Annotated in this window: 22 protein-coding genes; 19 read left to right on the top strand and 3 right to left on the bottom strand. The window is 27.7% G+C overall.

Going from position 1 to position 20,190, the window contains the following annotated elements; genetic code table 11:
- Positions 1 to 76 precede the first annotated feature (76 nt).
- The 9 genes from RSD37_RS02230 (at position 77) to RSD37_RS02190 (ending at position 9,114) form a co-directional block, all read left to right on the top strand.
- Positions 77 to 502: an RDD family protein gene (locus RSD37_RS02230; RefSeq protein ID WP_346945064.1), complete on the top strand. Its 426-nt coding sequence runs from the start codon at positions 77 to 79 to the stop codon at positions 500 to 502.
- Positions 503 to 860: 358 nt separating this feature from the next.
- Positions 861 to 2,585 carry a 5'-nucleotidase C-terminal domain-containing protein gene (locus tag RSD37_RS02225; protein ID WP_346945063.1) on the top strand — a complete coding sequence of 575 codons (1,725 nt, stop codon included), beginning with the start codon at positions 861 to 863 and terminating at the stop codon, positions 2,583 to 2,585.
- Positions 2,586 to 2,682: 97 nt separating this feature from the next.
- Positions 2,683 to 3,126, top strand: coding sequence for an NUDIX hydrolase (locus RSD37_RS02220; RefSeq protein WP_346945062.1), 444 nt, complete (start codon positions 2,683 to 2,685; stop codon positions 3,124 to 3,126).
- 355 nt (positions 3,127 to 3,481) lie between these two features.
- On the top strand, positions 3,482 to 4,372 hold the full coding sequence (locus RSD37_RS02215) for a CAP domain-containing protein (protein WP_346945061.1): 891 nt from the start codon (positions 3,482 to 3,484) through the stop codon (positions 4,370 to 4,372).
- Positions 4,373 to 5,315: 943 nt separating this feature from the next.
- Complete coding sequence (locus RSD37_RS02210; RefSeq protein ID WP_346945060.1) at positions 5,316 to 5,867, top strand: GNAT family N-acetyltransferase; 552 nt, start codon at positions 5,316 to 5,318, stop codon at positions 5,865 to 5,867.
- A gap of 71 nt (positions 5,868 to 5,938) precedes the next feature.
- Positions 5,939 to 7,213 carry an alpha/beta hydrolase-fold protein gene (locus tag RSD37_RS02205; protein WP_346945059.1) on the top strand — a complete coding sequence of 425 codons (1,275 nt, stop codon included), beginning with the start codon at positions 5,939 to 5,941 and terminating at the stop codon, positions 7,211 to 7,213.
- 13 nt (positions 7,214 to 7,226) lie between these two features.
- Positions 7,227 to 7,760, top strand: coding sequence for a GNAT family N-acetyltransferase (locus RSD37_RS02200; protein ID WP_346945058.1), 534 nt, complete (start codon positions 7,227 to 7,229; stop codon positions 7,758 to 7,760).
- Between the two features lie 81 nt (positions 7,761 to 7,841).
- Complete coding sequence (locus RSD37_RS02195; RefSeq protein WP_346945057.1) at positions 7,842 to 8,513, top strand: methyltransferase domain-containing protein; 672 nt, start codon at positions 7,842 to 7,844, stop codon at positions 8,511 to 8,513.
- 382 nt (positions 8,514 to 8,895) lie between these two features.
- Entirely contained in the window at positions 8,896 to 9,114 is a 219-nt protein-coding gene (locus RSD37_RS02190; RefSeq protein ID WP_346945056.1) for a hypothetical protein, read from the top strand.
- Positions 9,115 to 9,174: 60 nt separating this feature from the next.
- Here RSD37_RS02190 and RSD37_RS02185 read toward each other — a convergent pair whose 3' ends face one another.
- A complete protein-coding gene (locus tag RSD37_RS02185) occupies positions 9,175 to 10,134 on the bottom strand; it encodes a hypothetical protein (protein ID WP_346945055.1) in 960 nt (319 codons plus the stop codon).
- 286 nt (positions 10,135 to 10,420) lie between these two features.
- Between RSD37_RS02185 and RSD37_RS02180 the strand changes: the two genes are divergently transcribed.
- From RSD37_RS02180 to RSD37_RS02160, 5 genes are all read left to right on the top strand, one after another.
- Positions 10,421 to 11,215, top strand: a complete 795-nt coding sequence (locus RSD37_RS02180) for a J domain-containing protein (protein WP_346945054.1) — start codon at positions 10,421 to 10,423, stop codon at positions 11,213 to 11,215.
- 4 nt (positions 11,216 to 11,219) lie between these two features.
- Positions 11,220 to 11,621, top strand: a complete 402-nt coding sequence (locus RSD37_RS02175) for an HIRAN domain-containing protein (RefSeq protein ID WP_346945053.1) — start codon at positions 11,220 to 11,222, stop codon at positions 11,619 to 11,621.
- 88 nt (positions 11,622 to 11,709) lie between these two features.
- A complete protein-coding gene (locus RSD37_RS02170; protein WP_346945052.1) occupies positions 11,710 to 12,336 on the top strand; it encodes an HD domain-containing protein in 627 nt (208 codons plus the stop codon).
- 187 nt (positions 12,337 to 12,523) lie between these two features.
- A complete protein-coding gene (locus RSD37_RS02165; protein WP_346945051.1) occupies positions 12,524 to 13,060 on the top strand; it encodes a DUF402 domain-containing protein in 537 nt (178 codons plus the stop codon).
- 227 nt (positions 13,061 to 13,287) lie between these two features.
- The gene (locus tag RSD37_RS02160) at positions 13,288 to 13,812 is read left to right on the top strand and encodes a biotin transporter BioY (protein WP_346945050.1); all 525 of its coding nucleotides are present in this window, start codon (positions 13,288 to 13,290) and stop codon (positions 13,810 to 13,812) included.
- 115 nt (positions 13,813 to 13,927) lie between these two features.
- On the opposite strand, the gene RSD37_RS02155 is transcribed toward RSD37_RS02160, so the two are convergent.
- The gene (locus tag RSD37_RS02155; RefSeq protein ID WP_346945049.1) at positions 13,928 to 14,191 is read right to left on the bottom strand and encodes an ATP cone domain-containing protein; all 264 of its coding nucleotides are present in this window, start codon (positions 14,189 to 14,191) and stop codon (positions 13,928 to 13,930) included.
- Between the two features lie 158 nt (positions 14,192 to 14,349).
- Positions 14,350 to 14,898, bottom strand: coding sequence for a metal-dependent hydrolase (locus RSD37_RS02150; RefSeq protein ID WP_346945048.1), 549 nt, complete (start codon positions 14,896 to 14,898; stop codon positions 14,350 to 14,352).
- Positions 14,899 to 15,410: 512 nt separating this feature from the next.
- On the opposite strand from RSD37_RS02150, the gene RSD37_RS02145 reads away from it, so the two are divergent.
- From RSD37_RS02145 to RSD37_RS02125, 5 genes are all read left to right on the top strand, one after another.
- Entirely contained in the window at positions 15,411 to 17,363 is a 1,953-nt protein-coding gene (locus tag RSD37_RS02145) for a cell wall-binding repeat-containing protein (protein WP_346945047.1), read from the top strand.
- A gap of 205 nt (positions 17,364 to 17,568) precedes the next feature.
- Positions 17,569 to 17,910 carry a hypothetical protein gene (locus RSD37_RS02140; protein ID WP_346945046.1) on the top strand — a complete coding sequence of 114 codons (342 nt, stop codon included), beginning with the start codon at positions 17,569 to 17,571 and terminating at the stop codon, positions 17,908 to 17,910.
- An 84-nt stretch (positions 17,911 to 17,994) separates the two neighbouring features.
- Complete coding sequence (gene def / locus RSD37_RS02135; protein WP_346945045.1) at positions 17,995 to 18,468, top strand: peptide deformylase; 474 nt, start codon at positions 17,995 to 17,997, stop codon at positions 18,466 to 18,468.
- A 272-nt stretch (positions 18,469 to 18,740) separates the two neighbouring features.
- The gene (locus tag RSD37_RS02130; protein ID WP_346945044.1) at positions 18,741 to 19,133 is read left to right on the top strand and encodes a hypothetical protein; all 393 of its coding nucleotides are present in this window, start codon (positions 18,741 to 18,743) and stop codon (positions 19,131 to 19,133) included.
- 8 nt (positions 19,134 to 19,141) lie between these two features.
- Entirely contained in the window at positions 19,142 to 19,702 is a 561-nt protein-coding gene (locus tag RSD37_RS02125; RefSeq protein WP_346945043.1) for a flavodoxin family protein, read from the top strand.
- Positions 19,703 to 20,190 lie beyond the last annotated feature (488 nt).

Raw genomic sequence — 20,190 nt, 5'->3', positions numbered from 1 at the left:
ACAGATAATGTGAAGTGTAGTATATTTAATCAGAGAGTTTGGAAAATAACCAAAGTAGTGTTTAGGAGGATATATAATGGTAGAAAAGGATGAAAACTTAAAAGAAGAAGTTGAAAACTTAGAAGAACAAAGTGAGAAACAAGGAGAATTAGTTGAAAATCTACAAGTAAACGGTGAAGAGGTACAGGATATACTACAAGTAATTGATTCCTATGTGGATGAAGAGGATAAAGAAGAAATTCAGATTGAAGTTGTAGAAAAGAAAAAATGTAGATGTGGGTCTAGATTAGGAGCAAATATAATAGATCAAGCTATAGGTTTGGCAGTTAGTTTTGTATTATTGTATGTCTTTAATATAATAATAAGATTCTTTGGATATCGTGTGGCTGATAAAGTAGCAGTGTTCTTAATTATATATGTATTATTTAATGTTTTATATGGAATTATATTAGAAGCTACAAAATTAAGAAAAACAATAGGTAAATCAATTTTTAAATTATAATTTAAAGAGTTCAAAGACCATTTTGGTGCTTTGAACTCTTTTTTTATGTTACTACACTCATTTACAATTTATGGAATATATTTTAGAAGGGGGAAATTATTGTATTGCTTCTCTTGCTAAAAGTTTTACTGCAGCAAGGATTATGAAAGATGTATATCATATATAAGATAAGATAAAAAGTATGGAGTAATGTGGTATAATATTTGATAAATAGTCTAGGTTCAATATAATGTTAAAGTTAGTTATTAACATTATTAGTGATAGAATTATTTGCAGAAAGTTTAGATTTACTTAAGTGTTATTAAGACTTATTAACTATGATTTAAACATATCTAATAAATTATGGGGGACGATTATAATGAATAGAGGGGAAAGTAGAATTTTAAATAACTTAGATATAGATAATAATATTTTAAAGTCCAATGGAAAGAAAAATCTTACAATCTTAGCTACTACAGATGTTCATGGCAACATTTGGGGTTATAATTACGAGAATGATGAGGAGACGAAAAACAATGGAATGGCTCGAGTATATTCTTATGTAGAGAAAGTGAGGGCTGAAAATCCAAATACTATATTAGTAGATAATGGAGATATTATTCAAGGAACTATTTTAACTGATTATATATACAATAAACAAAGTGGAGAGCATCCAGTAATTTCAGCCATGAATTATATGGGATATGAAGCAATGGTACTTGGAAATCATGAGTTTAACGTTGATCTTGATTTAATAAGTCGGATGAAAGAACAAGGTGACTTTCCACTACTTTCAGCAAATACTACATATAAGAAAAATGGAGAAAATTTTGTAGAGCCTTACATAATCATTGAGATATCTGGAATGAAGGTTGGAATTATAGGGTTAACTACTCCTAATGTACCTCGTTGGGTGGGAGATAAGGTCGAAGAACTAAATTTTCATGGTCTAGGAGAAACTGCCCGTAAATATGTAAATGAGATTAAGGATGAGGTTGATGTAATAATGGTTATGGCCCATGCTAGTATGGAGGCAGAATATGATAAAAAATCTCATAATGATGCTGCTAATAGGGTATTAGATTTATGTCCTGAAGTAGATATTCTAATGACTGGACATTTTCATATAACTATTGAAGATAAAATAGGAAAAGCTCTAGTTGGTGGTTCTACAGATAGTGGGCGTGAGGTTGTTAGGTTTGATTTAACTTTAGATGAAAATAATAATGTAGTAGATAGCCAAGTGAAGGTTATAGATATGAAGAATTATATTCCTAGTGAAAAACTGAGACAACTTCCTATAGTTAGACAAGCCCATGAGAAAACTGTTGATTTTACAACAGGAGAGGTTTATGGAAGAGCATGGAAAGATTTTCAGCCAATAGATGAAATAAAGTGGATACCACAGGGGAAACTTCAAGATACTCCAATTATAAATTTAATAAATAAGGTTCAACTTTTAAATTCTGGTGCAGATGTATCTTCGACATCCTTAATTAGAGATGATAGTGACATTAAAGCGGGAAATATAAACTATGGAAGTATAGTTAACATATATAAATTTGATACTCTTTTATATGTGGTAGAGGTTACAGGAGCAGAGCTAAAAGAATATATGGAGTGGGTAGCATCAGCTTACAATCAATGGAAGCCAGGAGATATTTCAATAAGCTTTAGCATGGATATTCCGGGTTATTTATATGATATGTTTGCGGGAGTAGACTATAATATAGATATTTCTAAATCAGTTGGGCAGCGTATTGTAGATGTGATGTTTAAAGGAAATCCCTTGGAAGATGAAAGAACAATAAAGTTAGCTATTAGTGATTATGCTTACTTTACAACACTGAAAGCTAGAAACATAGTTAAGAATAATTATATTTGGAAGTCTAATAATTTAGTGAAAGATATGTTAGTAAAATATATTGCAGAGCAAGGAGTTATTGAGCCTGAGGTTAGTAACAACTGGGAAATAGTTGGAGTGAATCTTGAGTCTCCATATAGAGAACAAGTAATTAATATGGTTAATAAGGGAGAAATTGATGTGCCCTATAATCATTCACTAAATATATATGAGTTAAGAAAAACAGGCATAATAAAATAAATTTAACGGGGGTGTACCATATGGGAACTATTGTTGCAATTGGTGAGGGAGAATTAAGAGTTTTAAAAGAAAGTATTAAGTAAAGGGGTGAATTATTATGGGGAATTATCCAAATTACAGAATAGCAGTAGAAGCAATAATTATTCATAAGGATAGAGTATTATTAACTAAAAGGGCAAATGATTGTGTGGTTGCACCGGGAGTGTGGAATGTGCCAGCAGGTAAAGTTAAATATGAAGAGATTCCAATTGACGCTTTATACAGAGAAGCTAAGGAGGAAACTAATCTGGATGTGGAACTAATTAAAGAATTAAATGTGAGAGCGTTTAAGTCAAGAAGCACTGTAGAGGATATTTATAGGGTTATGTATACTTACTTAGTTAAAGCTAAAAATTATGATTTAACTGACTTTGCAATAAATGAGGAACATTCAGAATATGCCTGGGTAACTAAAGAAGAGTTACTAGATGAAAGATTTAGCTCAATACATAAGAACTTAAAAAGTATATTAATATCAGTATGTGATGAGTATATAAAATAATATTATTTAAAATGAAGTATATTTATGAAAACATAAGTTTAAAGTTACAAAAATAGATTTTGAACCCTGATATTACCAGGGTTCTTTTTTTGTATGAATATTAATGTAAATATTTCAATTTATAGTTAAATATATAAAGATAATTAGGTATAAATAATTAGTGCTTAGGGGTTGGAGTATAAGGGATGCTATAATAACCAAAAGATAATTATCAAAATAATGATAAGAAGGCGTAGTAAGGTTATATTATACAAATATAAATTATTATGGATATTAAGGAGTGGTTCTACTAATAAAAAAATCCTAGTTTTATGGTATAAATAAAGAACAACACAAATTAAAGGGAGTGAAACTAATGAAAAAGAAGTTTATTACACTGATGATATGTGGAGCGGTAGTAGGTACTGCATTAGTGGGAGTTACAATTCAAAATGGCAAAGACTGGACAAGCAACTCAAATGAAGTCCTGAATGTGGAGAGTAAGGATTTAGATAATAAAGATGATTTATTAGAAGAAAATACTTTACCTAAAATCGATTCAATCAAGGAAGAGGCTACTAAGAAACAGGTAGTTAGTGAAAGTAAAGAAAATGAAGTATCAATGGCTAGTAAAAGTGGACAGGCAAAAGGTGAAAATACTTCACAAAAGAATGTCACAAATTATGCATTAGAACCTAAAGAGGAAGAAATTATTAACAATGATAATTCCACTGAAGAAGCACCTAAATTAAATAACCAACCAACACCAGTTGAGAAGTCATCGACACCAGTGAAGAAGCCAGCCACACCATCTACACCATCCATTTCAGCACCAACACCAACACCACCAAGTAATCAGGGAGATTTTTCATCTCAGGTGGAGCAGCTTATATTTAACAAAGTAAATGAAGAAAGAGCTAGAGCTGGAGTAGCTCAGCTAAGCTATAGTGGTTTAATGGAGAAGTATGCAAGAATTAAATCAAAAGATATGGGTGATAGAAATTATTTTGATCATAAAAATCCAGAAGGCCAACTTATAACTACACAAATGGCTAATGACGGAGTTTCTTATAGAGCATGGGGTGAAAATATAGCCTATATAGGCGGCGTATCTGATTTGAATGCCCTTGCAAATCAGTTTATGACTAACTGGATGAATTCACAGGGACATAGAGAAAACATATTATCAACTAACTTTACAAGTATAGGAGTAGGAGTTTATAAATCAGGAGATAGATATTATGCTACTCAAGAATTTTATAAATAATGGAGGCTCTTTCTCACAAATAGTTCAATGAGTAAGTTCTACTATCCAAATATAAAATTTGGTGTGTCACTTAAAGTTATATAAGTTGTGTCAACATAGAAGTTAATTCTATTTTGACACAACTTTATTTATTTTTAACTAATGGTTGTTATATATAACTCGAAAAAGTTAAGAGTTTTGAAATTATATCTTATCTCAAAAAAGTTTAATATTGTGAAAAGTTTTTATTTTCAAATTTATACTTGACTATGAAAGTAATTTATGGTAAATTATACATGTAATTTAAAGTTCAGGAAGGGGTTAGTGAGATGTTATTTAAAATCAATTGTTAATTAAAGTTCGATAAAATAGAATATTTAATTTTAAAAGAAGTTTTGCCTATGTTATAGGATTTTTGTGGTACTTCTTTTTAAAACAATTGAAATGAAATCAATCTTATTAAACTATTTTTGAATTTTGCTTAATATTATAAATTAGGGTTATAAATTTATAAAAATTTAAACTCGATTCTAAAGTAAATCCTTAAGTTAAATATGGAACCTTATGTTTATCAGTATTATTTATATATATGAATAGATTGAGTAGATATTTTGGGCTTAAAGGAGTATAAATATTACTTTAGTGACATGATATAATCATGTTATTTTATAATAATACAATTTAATATACATTTATGCATAAATAGAATGAAGACTTATTTAGGTATGTAAAAATATCTAATAATTATTTTTATTTATATGTGTATAGTTATGTAATATTGGTTATAAGTAAAATAGAAGTGCTAGTTTTGGCTATAAGAAAGATATCTTTCTTATAGCCTTTTATTGTTGCTAAAATATTAGATTTGTGTGTAATGAGATTTAAAGCTGTTACTACAGAACGTTATCGGTGAGGATAAATATAGTTTTAAAATATAAATATATGAGTAAAAGGGGATTTAATAATGATTTATTATGAGGATAAGGACATTAAGATAAGAGATATATGTAGAGAAGATATCACTAATTTATTTTCTTGTAGAATTGACAGGAAAATTAATAAGTACGATCCAAGACCTATACCTAGTAGTAGCAAGGATTTAATTGAAGAGTGTATAAGATACTGTAATGAGTTTGATAGAAATGTAATAAATGCAAATAAGGAAGAACGAATGTATAAATATTTTATTATTACTAATACAGAAGATGATTTTATTGGATTTGTTAATTTTTTTAGCATAGATACAGTAGAAAAACGAGGAGAGATGGGAGTTACTATAGGTAATAATAGCTACTTGAGAAAAGGAATAGCTTACACTTCAATTAAAACAGTAATGGAGTATATATTTAATAATATGGACATAAAGGGGATATATGTAGAGATTGAAGAAAGCAATAAACCATCTTTATCACTATTTAATAAACTAGGTTTTAAAAAGTGTGAAGAGTATCTAGAAGATGAAGAATTTAGGTTTATTATTATGGAAACTTATTTTCACGAACAGTCGAATGGGTAAGTTCTATTGAAAAATATATAAATTGAAAGGGGGAAGTAAGAGAGATATATACGTAAGGAGTATATTTTCTCTTGCTAAGAAAAATTATGTGTGATGAAAGAATATTAAGCCCGATGTTATTAAAACTTAAGGAGGATATAAAAGCTGGCAAAGCTAATGTAATGGAGGAATTTTGGAGAAAAATTGAGAAAATAGGTACTCCAATTATTGAGAATATTGAGGGTAATGAAGAAAATTCATTGGTAACTGTAATTTGGAAGCAAGATAGAGAAATAGACAATATCTTTGTTTTTAGTGAAGCATTTGGGGGTTGGATGTTTGGTGAGGGGGATAAGAAAACAGACTTATATAGATTAGATAATAGTAATTTGTGGTATAGAAGCACTGTTTTATCTAAGGAAGCCCGTTGTTTATATATATTAGTAGTAAATGTTGATGAAGAATATGATTGGAAGCATGAAGATGTAATAGTAGACCCTTTAAATTCTAAAACTTATATACCACCTATAGATGATGAAAATCCACAAGAGTGTGCCTTACTTGCTCCTATTGAAAATATAATTGAAATGCCTAGAGCTAAGGAGAAGGTATGGGTAAAAGAAAGGGTAGATAATAAAGTTGGGAAAATTGAAAAGGTTAAATTTATACCTAAATCGGATATAGAAGAGAGAAGGGTTTGGATTTATACTCCTTATGGATATGAAAGTATTAAGGAGGATAACAATCTAATTGTATTTACAGACGGATGGGATTATGTAAATTTAGTAGAAGTACCTAAAGTATTAGACAATCTTATAGGAGATAATCATATACCATCTACTTGTGCTGTGTTTATTGAAAATTCACAGAAAAGAAGTGAAGAATTAATTGGTGGTAATGAATTCCTAGAATTTGTTATAGAAGAAGTAATGAGTTGGACAAGAGAAAATTATAGGGTAACAAGAAGTCCGCAAAGAACAATAATTGCAGGACTTAGCTTAGGTGGTCAGTTTGCAGCTTATGCAGCACTTGAATATTCTAATATATTTGGAAAGGTTTTATCACAATCAGGTGCTTTTGCATGGTATTTAGATGAGAATGGAGAATTGCAAGCAGATGCTGAAGGTAACTCAAACTTATCAAAAAAATACCAAGATACAGAAAAATTAATGATAGATTTTTACTTTAATATGGGATCTTTAGAAGGGTTCCATAAAGAGCATATTAAAGCAAATGATAAGATGATATCTACATTAAGTAGTAAGGGATATGATGTAACTTCCGAAATCTTTGTAGGAGCTCATCTTTACTATGATTGGCAGGACAATTTAGCTAATGGCATAAAGACTCTATTAGTAAATAAGTAATAGGGGGAAAGTTATGACTGAAATTGTGTATAGAAAATTAGAGTTAGAACAATGCGAGCTTATAAAGGAAATGAATCCATCTCAATATATAGGGAAAGCATGGAGAGAAATAGAGGGAAAACGTCAACTAATAGATATTAATTATCATGATTTAGATTGGCCTAATGGCTATGAAAATCACCTAAGTAACATGAAAAAAACTCTTATAAATGGTGGTATTGCTATTGGAGCTTTTAATTGTAGCGATAAATTAATAGGTTTTGTGACTGTTAATAAGAAATTATTTGGAAAAAGATTTAAATATGTTTTATTAGATCAGCTGTTTATTAACTTGGATGACAGAAATAAGGGCATAGGTAAGCAGTTGTTCATGGCTGTTACACGAGAATTGAAGCAATGGGAAGTAGATAGAATTTATATATGTGCAAGTTCTGCTGAGGAAACAGTTGCATTTTATTTTGCTATAGGTTGTAGAGCGGCTGAGGAAGTAGATAAAGAGTTATATGAAAGTGATCCAAGGGATTTTCAATTAGAGTTTGTACTATGAAAGGATATGAATAATTATGAAATCCCAAAAGTGCTCAAAGAGTGTAAATAGTATGTATATTAATAGAAAGAAGATGATAATATGAGCGAAAATCATGAGATAGAAGAAATGAGCAGCTTTTTCAATATGAGAGCTGGGGAATATGATAAGCATATGGAGAATACAGTTAGTTCCTTTGATGAATACTATAAATTAGTATCATCAACTATGAAATATACTGAAGAATCAATTGAAATACTTGATTTAGGATGTGGGACAGGCCTTGAAATAGAGGGAATACTTAGGAAGGCTCCAAATGCAAGAATAACTTGTATAGACTTGTCTGAAGAGATGTTAAAAATTCTTAAGGACAAATATAAGGACAATGTAAATCAGATAAATATAGTAGTAGATTCTTATTTGGAGTATTATTTTGGACTTAATAAGTTTCAGTATATATTTGGCGTAATGACTATGCATCATTTCTTATATAATGAAAAGCTAGCTCTTTATAAAAAGATAAAAGAAGCATTAAAGGAAGGTGGAAGTTATATAGAAGGGGATTATGTTGTAACTAAGTATTATGAAAGAAAGTGGCTTAAACAAAGAGAAGAATTATTAAAACAATACGGTGATGAAAAAATCAAGCTTTATCACATAGATATTCCTTTTGCATTAAATACACAAAAGAGGCTTTTTAAAGAAGCTGGGTTTAAGAATGGTTTTAGCATTATATTTGAGAAGGGAGAACATTTTATTTATGAGGTTAAGTAGAGCAGCGGAGATTTAATGTAATTATAAGAGGATTTATACAGTAGGTTAAGATTTAAAAAAATATTTTAACTTAGATAATTTAAAATATGTAAATTTATTTAGTTTATAGAAATGGAAGTGATATAAGTGATAAATATCAGAGAAGAAATAATTTCATTGTTGAAGGATGTACCTTTGTAAAAGGAGATATTGCAGAATATCCTCTAATATTATTTGATAAGGAAAATGTTATAAATATAATTGAACCACCTAAAGAGGACAAGAAAAGTTCCCTAGATACTTATAAACAATGCATTACAAGATATGAACAACGTTCTAGAGTGATTAAATATATTAAGAGAGAAAAATACCTTGAAGCTTTTGCATACTATGAAAAATATGTGTGTATGTCTCTATAGTTACTTTATTCCGTGTTATCTGTACTCCAAGGCATTGTGAATATGGTCTTGTACACATATCAGATCATCTGCCAAAGGACATAGTGGAAAGAATAGAGAATTTATATAAAGTTCAGGGGTTAATGGATATAGAGAAAAATTTAGTTTTAGCAGATGAAATATTTAATTATGGACAAGATTTATATATGGCAAAAAATATTTAATTTAATATTGTAGAATATATAAAGCGTGGGAAGTATTATTCTGTTTTTGTAGATTTATTATTAAATTACTAGTACTTTAAGTTTGTCCCAAGCAGGTTTATAGTTATTTACGATTCGGAGTATATCTTCCTCTTTTATATCATTAAGCCTTTTTAAGTCCATATTGTGTTCTAAATCTTGAATTTTAACCTTAGTGGCAATAGTGTTTGAGGCTACTTTATTAATATAATTTAAATAATCCTCATCTTTTCTTTTAGTTAAACAGTCTATGGCTTCTATTATTTCATAGGAAAAGCCTTCATTTTTAAGAGATTCTAATGTATAGGCTGTATCTTCAACAACGTCATGTAAAACACCAACAATTTTCTCCTCTTCAGTTTTCATTTTCATCATTACATGTAATGGGTGAAGTATATAGGGTGTTCCAGATTTATCTTTTTGATTTTCGTGAGCTTTAACAGCTATAGAGATTGCTTTTTCTAAATTATTCACTTTAATCATCCTTTTCATATATTTATAGGCATAGGTACTAATAGTGTTCAAGTTATATTTTGTTTTAAAATTCAACTTAGATTTATTTACTAAGGTATCTGGATTTAAAACTTTTAGCTTGTTCCAAGTGAATTTATATTTATTTATGTATGTAATCATTTGTTCATTAGATATATTGTTCATTCTTTTGATATCCATATTGTGAGTTAAGTCAGAGTGTTTAACTCTTAAAGCTAATGAATTTATTTTAACTCTGTCGATATAATCTTCATAGCTTTCTTTTTTTCTATGAGTTATGTAGTCAATAGCAGTTAGAATTTCAGTAGAGAATCCGTCCTTTTTTAATCGAGTCAGATTATACTCTGTATCTTCCACTACATCATGTAATATAGCAACAATCATTTCTTCTTCAGTTTTCATATTAAACATAACACTAAGAGAATGAACTATTCTAGGTGTGCCTTCACTGTCCCTTTGATTTCTATGATATTTTACAGCTATTGATATAGCTTTTTCTAAAGTACTCATAATTATCCACCTTTTAAATAAACAGATTAGCTATTTATTCCTTAAATACTTTATTATAATTTTCACTTCCTATCTGTAAAACCACTTATTAAAATCTTAGTATACAAGTATGACAAATTTAGTATAACATGTCATGCATACTAGGCTCAATCTAAACGATGTTTATATTTAACAAATATAGTTTAAAATTATTTATAATATTATATTTAGTAAAAATGTATAATTTTAATGTATAATGGTTAGTAGATAAACTTAGTAATTTAGGAAATATATTTGGGGTGAGAAAATGGGCCAACTAATTGAGTTACAGGAATATAAAGAACTAAAAAGTAAGTATAGGAATTTAAAAGAACTATATATAATGGTAGAAGAAGAAAAAGAAGATTTGATTCACAAAGAAATAATATATTATGAAAGTAAGTATTTATCAATATTTGGAGATATAATCTACAAGAAACTAGATGAAAGTATAGAAATAAGGAGGCTTAGAAGAAAGATAGGATTAGTCCAGGGATATATAAATAATAATAGAAAAATAGATTTCCAAGCTATAAATAAAACTATAGAGGAAGAGTTGAAGGATTTTTTTAGGCAACAAGAAAATTTGAAGCAAGATATAAAAAGTGGTAAAGAGTATATTGAATTACCTGAATTATCCAATGATGAAATAAAGTATGTAAAAAAGATCTTTAGGACCTTAGCAAAGAAATTCCATCCTGATTTAAATAGTGATTTGTCAACTAAGAAAAGAAGATTTTGGGATAGAATTCTAAAAGCTTATGAGAATAATGACTTAGAGCAATTGAGGCTTTTATCAACTTTATTAGAAGACCAGGGAGATGTAGAGGAAGTAAATGAAATTGATGATATAAAGGCTAATATAGAAAAAATTAAGAATTTGATAAAAAAAACTGAAGAATTTATACACGAGAGAAAAAATGAGTTTCCTCTTAATATAAAAGGACAGTTGTCTGATGAACAGTGGATTATTAATGAAAAAGAGTGTTTTACCCAAGAAGTTGAAAATTTAATTACTGAAAGAAAGTTTTTAGAAAATCATTTAGATACAATGGGGGGATAAGCTTATGGACAAGAATAAACATTTTTTGATTAATCTTGATAATGGTGGAGGAATAATTAGACATATCAAAAATGGAAGCTTAGGACTACCCTTTAATGATGAAATTTACTTGTTAACAGTTAAGGTTTCGGGAATTAAATATTATTTAGAAGAACTTTCTACTAAAATTAAGCACAAAGACAAGATAATTTTAATAAGGGAACCAGAAAATAAATATGATAAGTATGCTATATCAGTGCTTAATGTTAAAAATGAAAAGATTGGATATGTGCCAAGGGATAAGAATAAGATATTTTCAAGGATTATGGATGGTGGAAAAGTTTTAACTGGAGAAATAAGATTTATAGAAACCTATGAAAATGGTATAGATGAAATTTGGATTAAGATAATAATGAAGGACTTTTAGGATAATATCAAAGGGTTAAATAAAAAAATACTATGTTAAGGTATAGGTAACATAAAAATAGTCAGTGGTAAAGAAAGGGGTTAGGAAAATGAAGGATAATATGGGGAAGGGTATACCAACTTTAGAAGAGGCAAAGCAACTATTAGAAGAAGGTGAAAGACTAAATCCAGGTCCATGGATTGCTCACTCTATAAACGTAGGAAAGGCAGCAGAATTAATAGCTAAAAATTGTAATGATTTAAATTCTGATGATGCATTAATATTAGGAATGTTACATGATATTGGGGTAAGGTTTGGAGTAACCTATATGAAGCATACTTTACTTGGTTATAATTTTGCAATGGAGAAGGGCTATCCTAGAGTAGCAAAAATTTGTTTAACGCATTCCTTTAATTGTCGTGATATGAGAACTACCTTTGGCAGATGGGATTATTGTAGTGATGAAGAATATACTTTTGTAGAAGATTATATTCAAAATGTAGAATTTGATGATTATGATAGACTTATACAGTTATGCGATGCTCTAGCATTACCAGAAGGATTTTGTTTAATGGAAAAAAGAATGGTTGATGTAGCGTTAAGACATGGAACTAATGATTATATTGCTGATAAATGGAGAGCAACCATGGAAACGAAAAAATATTTTGAAGAGAAAATGGGAAAATCAATATATAGCATATTACCAGGAGTTATAGAGAATACATTTGAGTTATAAGACAATAATAATAACAGAAGAAAAATAGAGTATTTGTTAATCTATGGACAAGCACTCTAGATGTAGTTGAAGAGTTATGGTAAAGCGTATATAGTTAGTGTTCTTAATGTGATTTTTATAATATAATAATATTAAAGGGATTAGAATTATATTATAAGTCTAAGCTCTTTGATAGGAGTGAATAATCATGAAGCGAAGATATGCGGATAAATCAGATTGGAGAAGAGTTTTAGATAGGGAGTTCAAGCTTAAATACATTGATAATGAAGAGTTAAAAGGATATATATCAATTATTTATATGAAAGAAGTAAGGGAACCATTAGTGATTCAAACTCTTGGACAAGATTATTGCATTGCAGATAAGAACTATTCATGGCTTCAGTATTTTCCAAATGATAAGAATTTTGTAGTAACAGTGATGATCAATGAAAAAGGCGAAGTAATACAGTGGTATTTTGATATATCAGAAGAATATCAGCTTACAGACAATGGAATTCCATTTTATGATGATTTGTTCTTAGATTTAGTAGTATTAACTACGGGAGAGGTAATAGTTTTAGATGAGAATGAACTGGATGAAGCTTTAGAAGAACGTGAAATATCAAAGGAGCAGCATGAGGTAGCATCATCACAATGCAGAAGTCTTGAAGCATGGATTAAAGCAAACAATGATAAACTAAATTATTTAACTAAAAAATATTATGACTACATGAAATGTAACTAGTATATAGTGCATTTTGAGAAGAGGATATTAAAGAATATAAAGTGGGCTTTAATGTTCTCTTTTCTACTTTGTAAAAAGAGTTAAGCTTTATAATATAAAGTTATATGAAACATTTATAATGAACTTTTATCTCAAATATGTTAATATGTATCTAGTAAATAAGGAGTGTAATAACGTCATAGATAATAAATAAACATTAGATATTATAAAACACAGGAGGGAAAACATTGAAAATAAAAACTAAAGAGATTATATTTTGTGCACTATTTGCAGCTTTAACAGCAATACTTTCACAAATATCAATACCATTACCATTTACGCCAGTTCCAATAAACCTTGCAACAGTGTCAGTATGCCTTGGAGCGGGATTATTAGGTTCAAGACTTGGAGCAATTAGTCAAGTGGTATATGTAATAATTGGAGCAATTGGAGTTCCTGTATTTGCAAACTTTACCGCAGGACTTGGAACTGTTGTTGGACCAACGGGCGGTTATATTATAGGTTATATTGTGGCGACTATATTAATAGGAGTTATAATTAAAAGATTTGGTGAAAATCTTCATACATATATGGTAGCTATGGGTATAGGAATTTTAGGATGTTATACCATTGGTACAGCTTGGTTTATGTACATAACTAAAACTGGTTTATTTGAAGCTTTAATTATGTGCGTAGTTCCATTTTTAATTGGAGATATGCTTAAGGTTGTTTTATCAGCATTTTTAGTTAAAAGGCTTAAAAGATTTATATAGTGTTAAAAGGTATTTATAATAAAAAATAAACTTTAATTGAAATTACAATAAGTGTTTCAAATAAAAAGTATCTTCCAAAGTGTTTAACAGCATTGGGAGATACTTTTTATTTATATTAAAATAAATTTAATATATAAGATTTAGCTATATCATTGTAGCCATATTTAATTAGAGCATCAACTACTATACTTCTTACTTCATAACTGCTAGTAACATCTCGTGATAAAGATTTTAGAATTACTTCAACATCAGAAACAATTAATTCAATCTCTTTAGAATTAAGTTGAATATTAATATCCCTAGATGCGTTTTCAATAGACGTTTTTATTTTTGATGGTTGAAAATCTAGTAGGTTACCATTTTTCTTAATAATTTTCATGGTTTCTTTCCCCCTTAATATTTTTATTATAGCTTTTATTATAATAGAGTGAAGTATAATTGTTATTTTTAATAATTATATCATTTATAAAAACAGTAAATATATAGTTAAATTAAAAATATTTGTATTAATACTTATTTCAAATTATATAAATAGTTTTAATAAATTAAATAAATATATTTATACATAATATTTAGTATCAAAATTATAGTAAAAATTTTTAAAATTTTGCTAAATATTTTTTCGCCTGCTGAATTAGTTTTAAAACTCAGTATATGGATATTTAAATCAACTGGGAAAAATAATTTTATTCCTTGATGTGTAAGGATATCTAAAAATAGATGAGAAGCATATCCAAATAAAAATCCATAGCATAGAGCTATAATTACAATATTCCATTGACTTATAAAAATCAGGAATAAGCATAGTAAGTATAGTAGAAGTAGAAATAGTAGACTATGAGTAAAGCCTCTATGTCTACATTTTTTACCTAAATACTTCGCAATAAAAGGATATCTTTTACTTATATAAGAACTTTTAAGATCTATATCTGGAAATAAAGCCCCCATATTGGCAGAGTAGAAATATAATCCTATTAAGAGTATTTGGTAAGAAAAAGTATAATCATTTGTAGGTTTTATTATCATGGGATATATAGCTAAAAGAGCAACTAAAAATCCTCCAGATGAATGTGTTTGTTTTGTCATTTGTGCACCTTTTAATCTTTATCTTAAGTATTTGTATTATGTTCAATAACATAATATATATTATTGAAGTATTAAGTTATATTATATATTAACAGGTAGATAACGTACATATGTTTTTATTATTTATTTTTAATTATATATTTAGATTGATATTTTGTTAACATTTAATCAAAAACCCTTATTTCATTTCATAACAATTAAGAATATGTAAACTACATAAAACTTTAATTCACAACTATAGATTTATTTCCTTAGTAATGATAAAATACAGCTTATATAATACAAAAATACTTTAAATTTACAAAATACACAAAGTATTCAATGTAATATTTAAGTAAATTAGAATGAATGTTATAAATTTAACAATAAGTTTAAACTAATGTCTAAAAAGCCATATGGATTAAATAGTAAAAAATATTATTTGGATACTAAAAATATGAGTTGTAATATTAAGTAGAAGGTAATGCGGTTTTCTATCAAATGTTACACCTAAATTATACAAGGGGGATTAAATGAGAAAAATTAAAAAACGAAGGAAGTCTAAGATAATTAAAATTGGAATAACCTTTATAGTGATAATTATTATATTGGGTAGTAAAGAGTTTATTAAAACTAAAATAAAACTATATGGGGTAAATGGTAACAAAAATGAAAGTCTTATGAACTTAAATAATACATTTACAAAAAATAGAATTTATGAAAAAAGTGAAATCGAAACATCAGTAGAAATAGCTAAAAGTGGATGGAAGAAATCTGACGTAGTAATAGTATCTAATAAAAGTTGCATAAAAGAGGGCTTAATAGCTTTACCATTGAGTAAGAAGTATAATGCACCTATACTCTTAAGTGAAAGTGAAGGTCTGAATAATAATGTAAGAAAACAAATTGAAGAATTAGAAACAAAAATAATAATAATAATAGGTGATAAAGAATTAATTTCTACAGATATAGAAGATGAGTTGATTAAGAAAAAGTTAGAAGTAGTTAGGATTAAAGGTGTAGATATTACAGACTTTAGTATTAATGTTGCCAAGGAAATAGATAATAGTAATCGGTACATTATTTCTACAGGTAAGAATATGAATGAAATAATGAAATTGTCATCTGTTTCAATGAGTGAGCAAATTCCAATAATAATTAGTGAAAATTACCTATCAGCTTATAGATTTCTAAGAAGTAAAGGAAGTGCAACATGTTATTTTGCAGGAAGAAATAATAAGTTTGATGCTATTTTTTATGGATTAAATAAAAAAGATGCAGATGGTTTATCATTATTAGAACATAAGGATTACAATGGGTTAATGAGTAAGAAAAGCAATTTGAAGTTTACTAATATTGTTTTAGCTTCATCTAAAAATTTTGCATCAATGCTTTGTGGACAAGCAATGTGTGGTGTTTTAAATTATCCGTTAATTCCTATCGAAGAAAATACTATAAATCCATATACAGAAAAATTTTTATTGAAGAATATTAAGGGTATAAATAATGTAATTGCAATAGGGAGTGAAAATGATATAAGCGATGATTTAATGAAAACTAGCAACTGGGGTAAAACTTATTGTAATGCAAAAAAGCCATTAGTAACACCTACTTATGATGGAAGTAATCAGGCTGTTCATCCTAAAGTTATGTATGAAAAAAATGGGTGGAACGGTTATAAATACTGGATGGGTTTGACACCTTATCCTAATGGAAATGATGATTATGAAAATCCACAAATATTAGTAAGTAACGATGGGATAGAATACAATTATTTAAGTGGAGTCAATAAACCGTTAGATATACCTATTGATGTGAATACGGGTGGCCATTATTCGGATATTACCATATGTCTAGTAGACAATATTTTAGAAGTTTACTTTAGACATAATCCTTCAAGAAAAGATGGAAATGGGGCTAATAATAGTGAAAATAATGTATATGTAATGAAAAGCAAAGATGGACTAAATTGGACTGATAAGGAGTTAGTATTAGATACAAATACTTTTAGTAAAAAATACGATTATGTATCTCCAATAGTTATTTATGATAATAATAAATATAAGATATGGTTTTCTAATTATAGTAGGGATTTATATTATACAGAAACTACAGATTGGAAAAATTTCAAAGAGGTTGAGACATGTAATTTTAAAGATAAACCTTTAAATTTTAGTTTATGGCATAATGATGTAATAAAGACAGAGCTAGGTTATGAAGTAGTTATAAATGGATATAATGACAATGAATCTGGAAAGCAAAGTTTATATTATACCATTTCAAAGGATGGAATAAACTTTGCTCCATTGAAGAAAATGTTAGATGTATCTCCAGAAGAAGGAGCTTTTGATAATGGTACTTTGTATAAATCTAGCTTAGTAAAGGTAGAGGATAAATATTTACTTTATTATTCTGCAAAAAGTAAAACAGGTATGTGGAGAATTGGTTTGGCCGAAAATAAGAATAAGTTAATTAGTGTTAATTAACGTATAAGAATATACAAGAGAAAAGGAATACTAAATAAAGTGTTCCTTTTCTGTATGCTAACTATGATGTAATCTAAATTGGTAGGAATAGATGGATTTATAGGGTATAAAATATTTAACCTATAAATTATAGGACTATGATTATATATTTAGGTTAAGATATACCATAGATGGATTACATATTATAAAACATAGGAGATAAAACATGACTACATTTAAAGTTATAACATTACTTTTAGTATCAATATATGGTGTATTGTTGATTTTTGCAGCATTCATGGGTCTAAGAGGAAGAGATACTAGTGCATGGTCAAATATAGCTATGATCATAGGGAGTATACTTATTATTGTCGGACCATTTGTGGATTTATATAAAAATACAAGTATGATTTATATACTTATTCTAGGGTTAGTGTTAATTCATATAGCTTCAATTAACTACGATTATAGAATCTTTAATACAATTAGTATTAGAGATAATATATTAAGAATATGTATTTCTAGTATAATTTTAATTATATATTACATTGGATATATAATGTATTAGTTATTTTCTTCCGTAATATAATGAAAAAAGTATAGAAGTATGGTTTAATATATTTATAAACAAATGTTGAAAGGAGAGTTTAAAATGGCAGTTAGAACCATTGTTCAATATGGAGATGAGCATTTAAACAAGGTGTGTGACACCGTAGTAGAGATAAATGAGGAAATAAAGAACTTAATAAAGGATTTAAAGGATACTTTAGCAACTGTTGATGGAGTAGGGCTTGCATCTCCTCAAATAGCAGTAAATAAAAGAGTAGTTTTAATTGATATAAGCACTGATAATACTTCACCTATAATCTTAATTAATCCAAGAGTTTTAGAATCCTCTAAGGAAACAGTTAAGGATTACGAGGGATGTCTTAGCTATGTAGGACATGAAGGAATTGTAGGAAGACCTGTTAAAATGGTAGTAGAGGCACTGAATGAAGAAGGTAAGCTTATACAGTATAAGGTAGAGAACTTTATGGCGAGAGTATTTTGTCATGAAATGGATCACTTAGAGGGAATAGTTTATATGGATAAAGCAGAAGAAATGTACGAACTAGTAGAAGAGTAATAATTTGAAGATAAAAAACTTTTGTAAGGGTAAATTCCATAACATCTTTACAAGGTTTTTTTTATTTCAGAATTTTTATTATATAGATTTATGTTAAAATTTAGATTATTATATAGTAAAGATAATTTAATGTTTTATTTTTTATATTAATAGGGAAACTATAGTAACTATAGAAAAAAGTTTTCATAAGATATATAATTTTAATAATATAATACATAAAACTTTAAATAAATTAAAATAAAAATTAATGCTTTTAGTAGGAGGAATAAATCATGAATAAAAATGAAATAATTGAAATTTTAGAGGATAATGCCATTGAGAATGTAGAGGAGATAAAGAAACATGAAGATTGCTTTATATTAAAATTTACCTATGAATTTGATGATGTTGAACTTGATGGAGCTAAGGAATGTGCAAATGAAGAGTGCGAAGATGAAAAAGAAAGTCAAGTTTGGTATGATGAGTACTTTTTACCATATTTAAATGATATGGCTATTGATAATGTGAACGACATAATAGATGAGATATCAGAGGATTATGATTTAGATTATGAAATGTTATCCTTTGAGCTTTCTGAAGATAACTATGAATCTATGAGTTTTTTAGTTGCTTTCTATAATGAGAATTTACCTATAGATATAGATGATTTAATTTTAGAACTGTAGGTTAAGTTATGAAAAAGTTACTAGTTATAAATGGATCACCAAATAAACATGGGCATACAACAAAGATTTTAGATGATATCATGATAGGTGTTGATAAAGATATAGAGATAAACTATGTAAATTGTTATAGTTTAGATATAAAGCCTTGCATAGATTGTAAGAATTGTAGTAATATTCAAGGTATATGTTCTATCGAGGATTCTATGACAATGATATATAAACATATTAAGGAAAGTAATATAATTATTCTTGCATCTCCAATGTATTTTGGCATGTTTCCTGCTCCTTTAAAATCATTAATTGATAGATGCCAAGTAATATGGAGTGAAAAATTTATATTCAATAATATAAATAAAGAAAATAAAAAGGGTATATTTATATTTAATGGTGGTAGTTCTTGGGATAATATGTTTATCAATATGGAAAATATAGGTAAATATTTATTTAATACTCTAGATTGTAGTATCATATATAAAATATTGATAGATAATACTGATAAAAAATTAGAACATTTAGAAATAAATAAGGATAAAATACTAAAATGTCGAAGCTTAATAAACAATTCATAAGTATTAAGCAAGTTTTCTGTGATTATTAGAAGAATTATTATGATGAAGTTTTTGATATTCAACTATATATCCATCTAAATGTTGGGAACAAATTACAACAATATTATCCGTTGGTCTTTTAAATCTTAAAAGTACATGTAATAGGAGCTTAAAAGATTTAATTTTTTGATTTAGAACTTGAAGTTTTAGCAACATAAAATCACATCCTTTAAATTTATATCTTAATTTTAACAGACGTAATACATAATGTTAACTATTATTACTAGTCAAATTCATATAGAATCTTACAAAAAGTATCATAAAAATGGGTAATAAAGGATAAAAGTTCATACAGGAAAATTATGTAAATGACTAAATGCGATTTTAAGCCATTTGTAAAAAAATAGGATAATTATAAATTCGACATTTAACTATATTTAATTAAATTACATTAAACATACAAACAACATAATAGCATGTTATGACATTTATATATTATAAATAATGTA

This window comes from Clostridium sp. (assembly GCF_036646415.1).
Lineage (GTDB): Bacteria > Bacillota > Clostridia > Clostridiales > Clostridiaceae > Clostridium_J.
The sequence above is the reverse complement of the archived record's forward strand: the minus strand, read 5'-3'. Positions and strand labels throughout refer to the sequence as shown.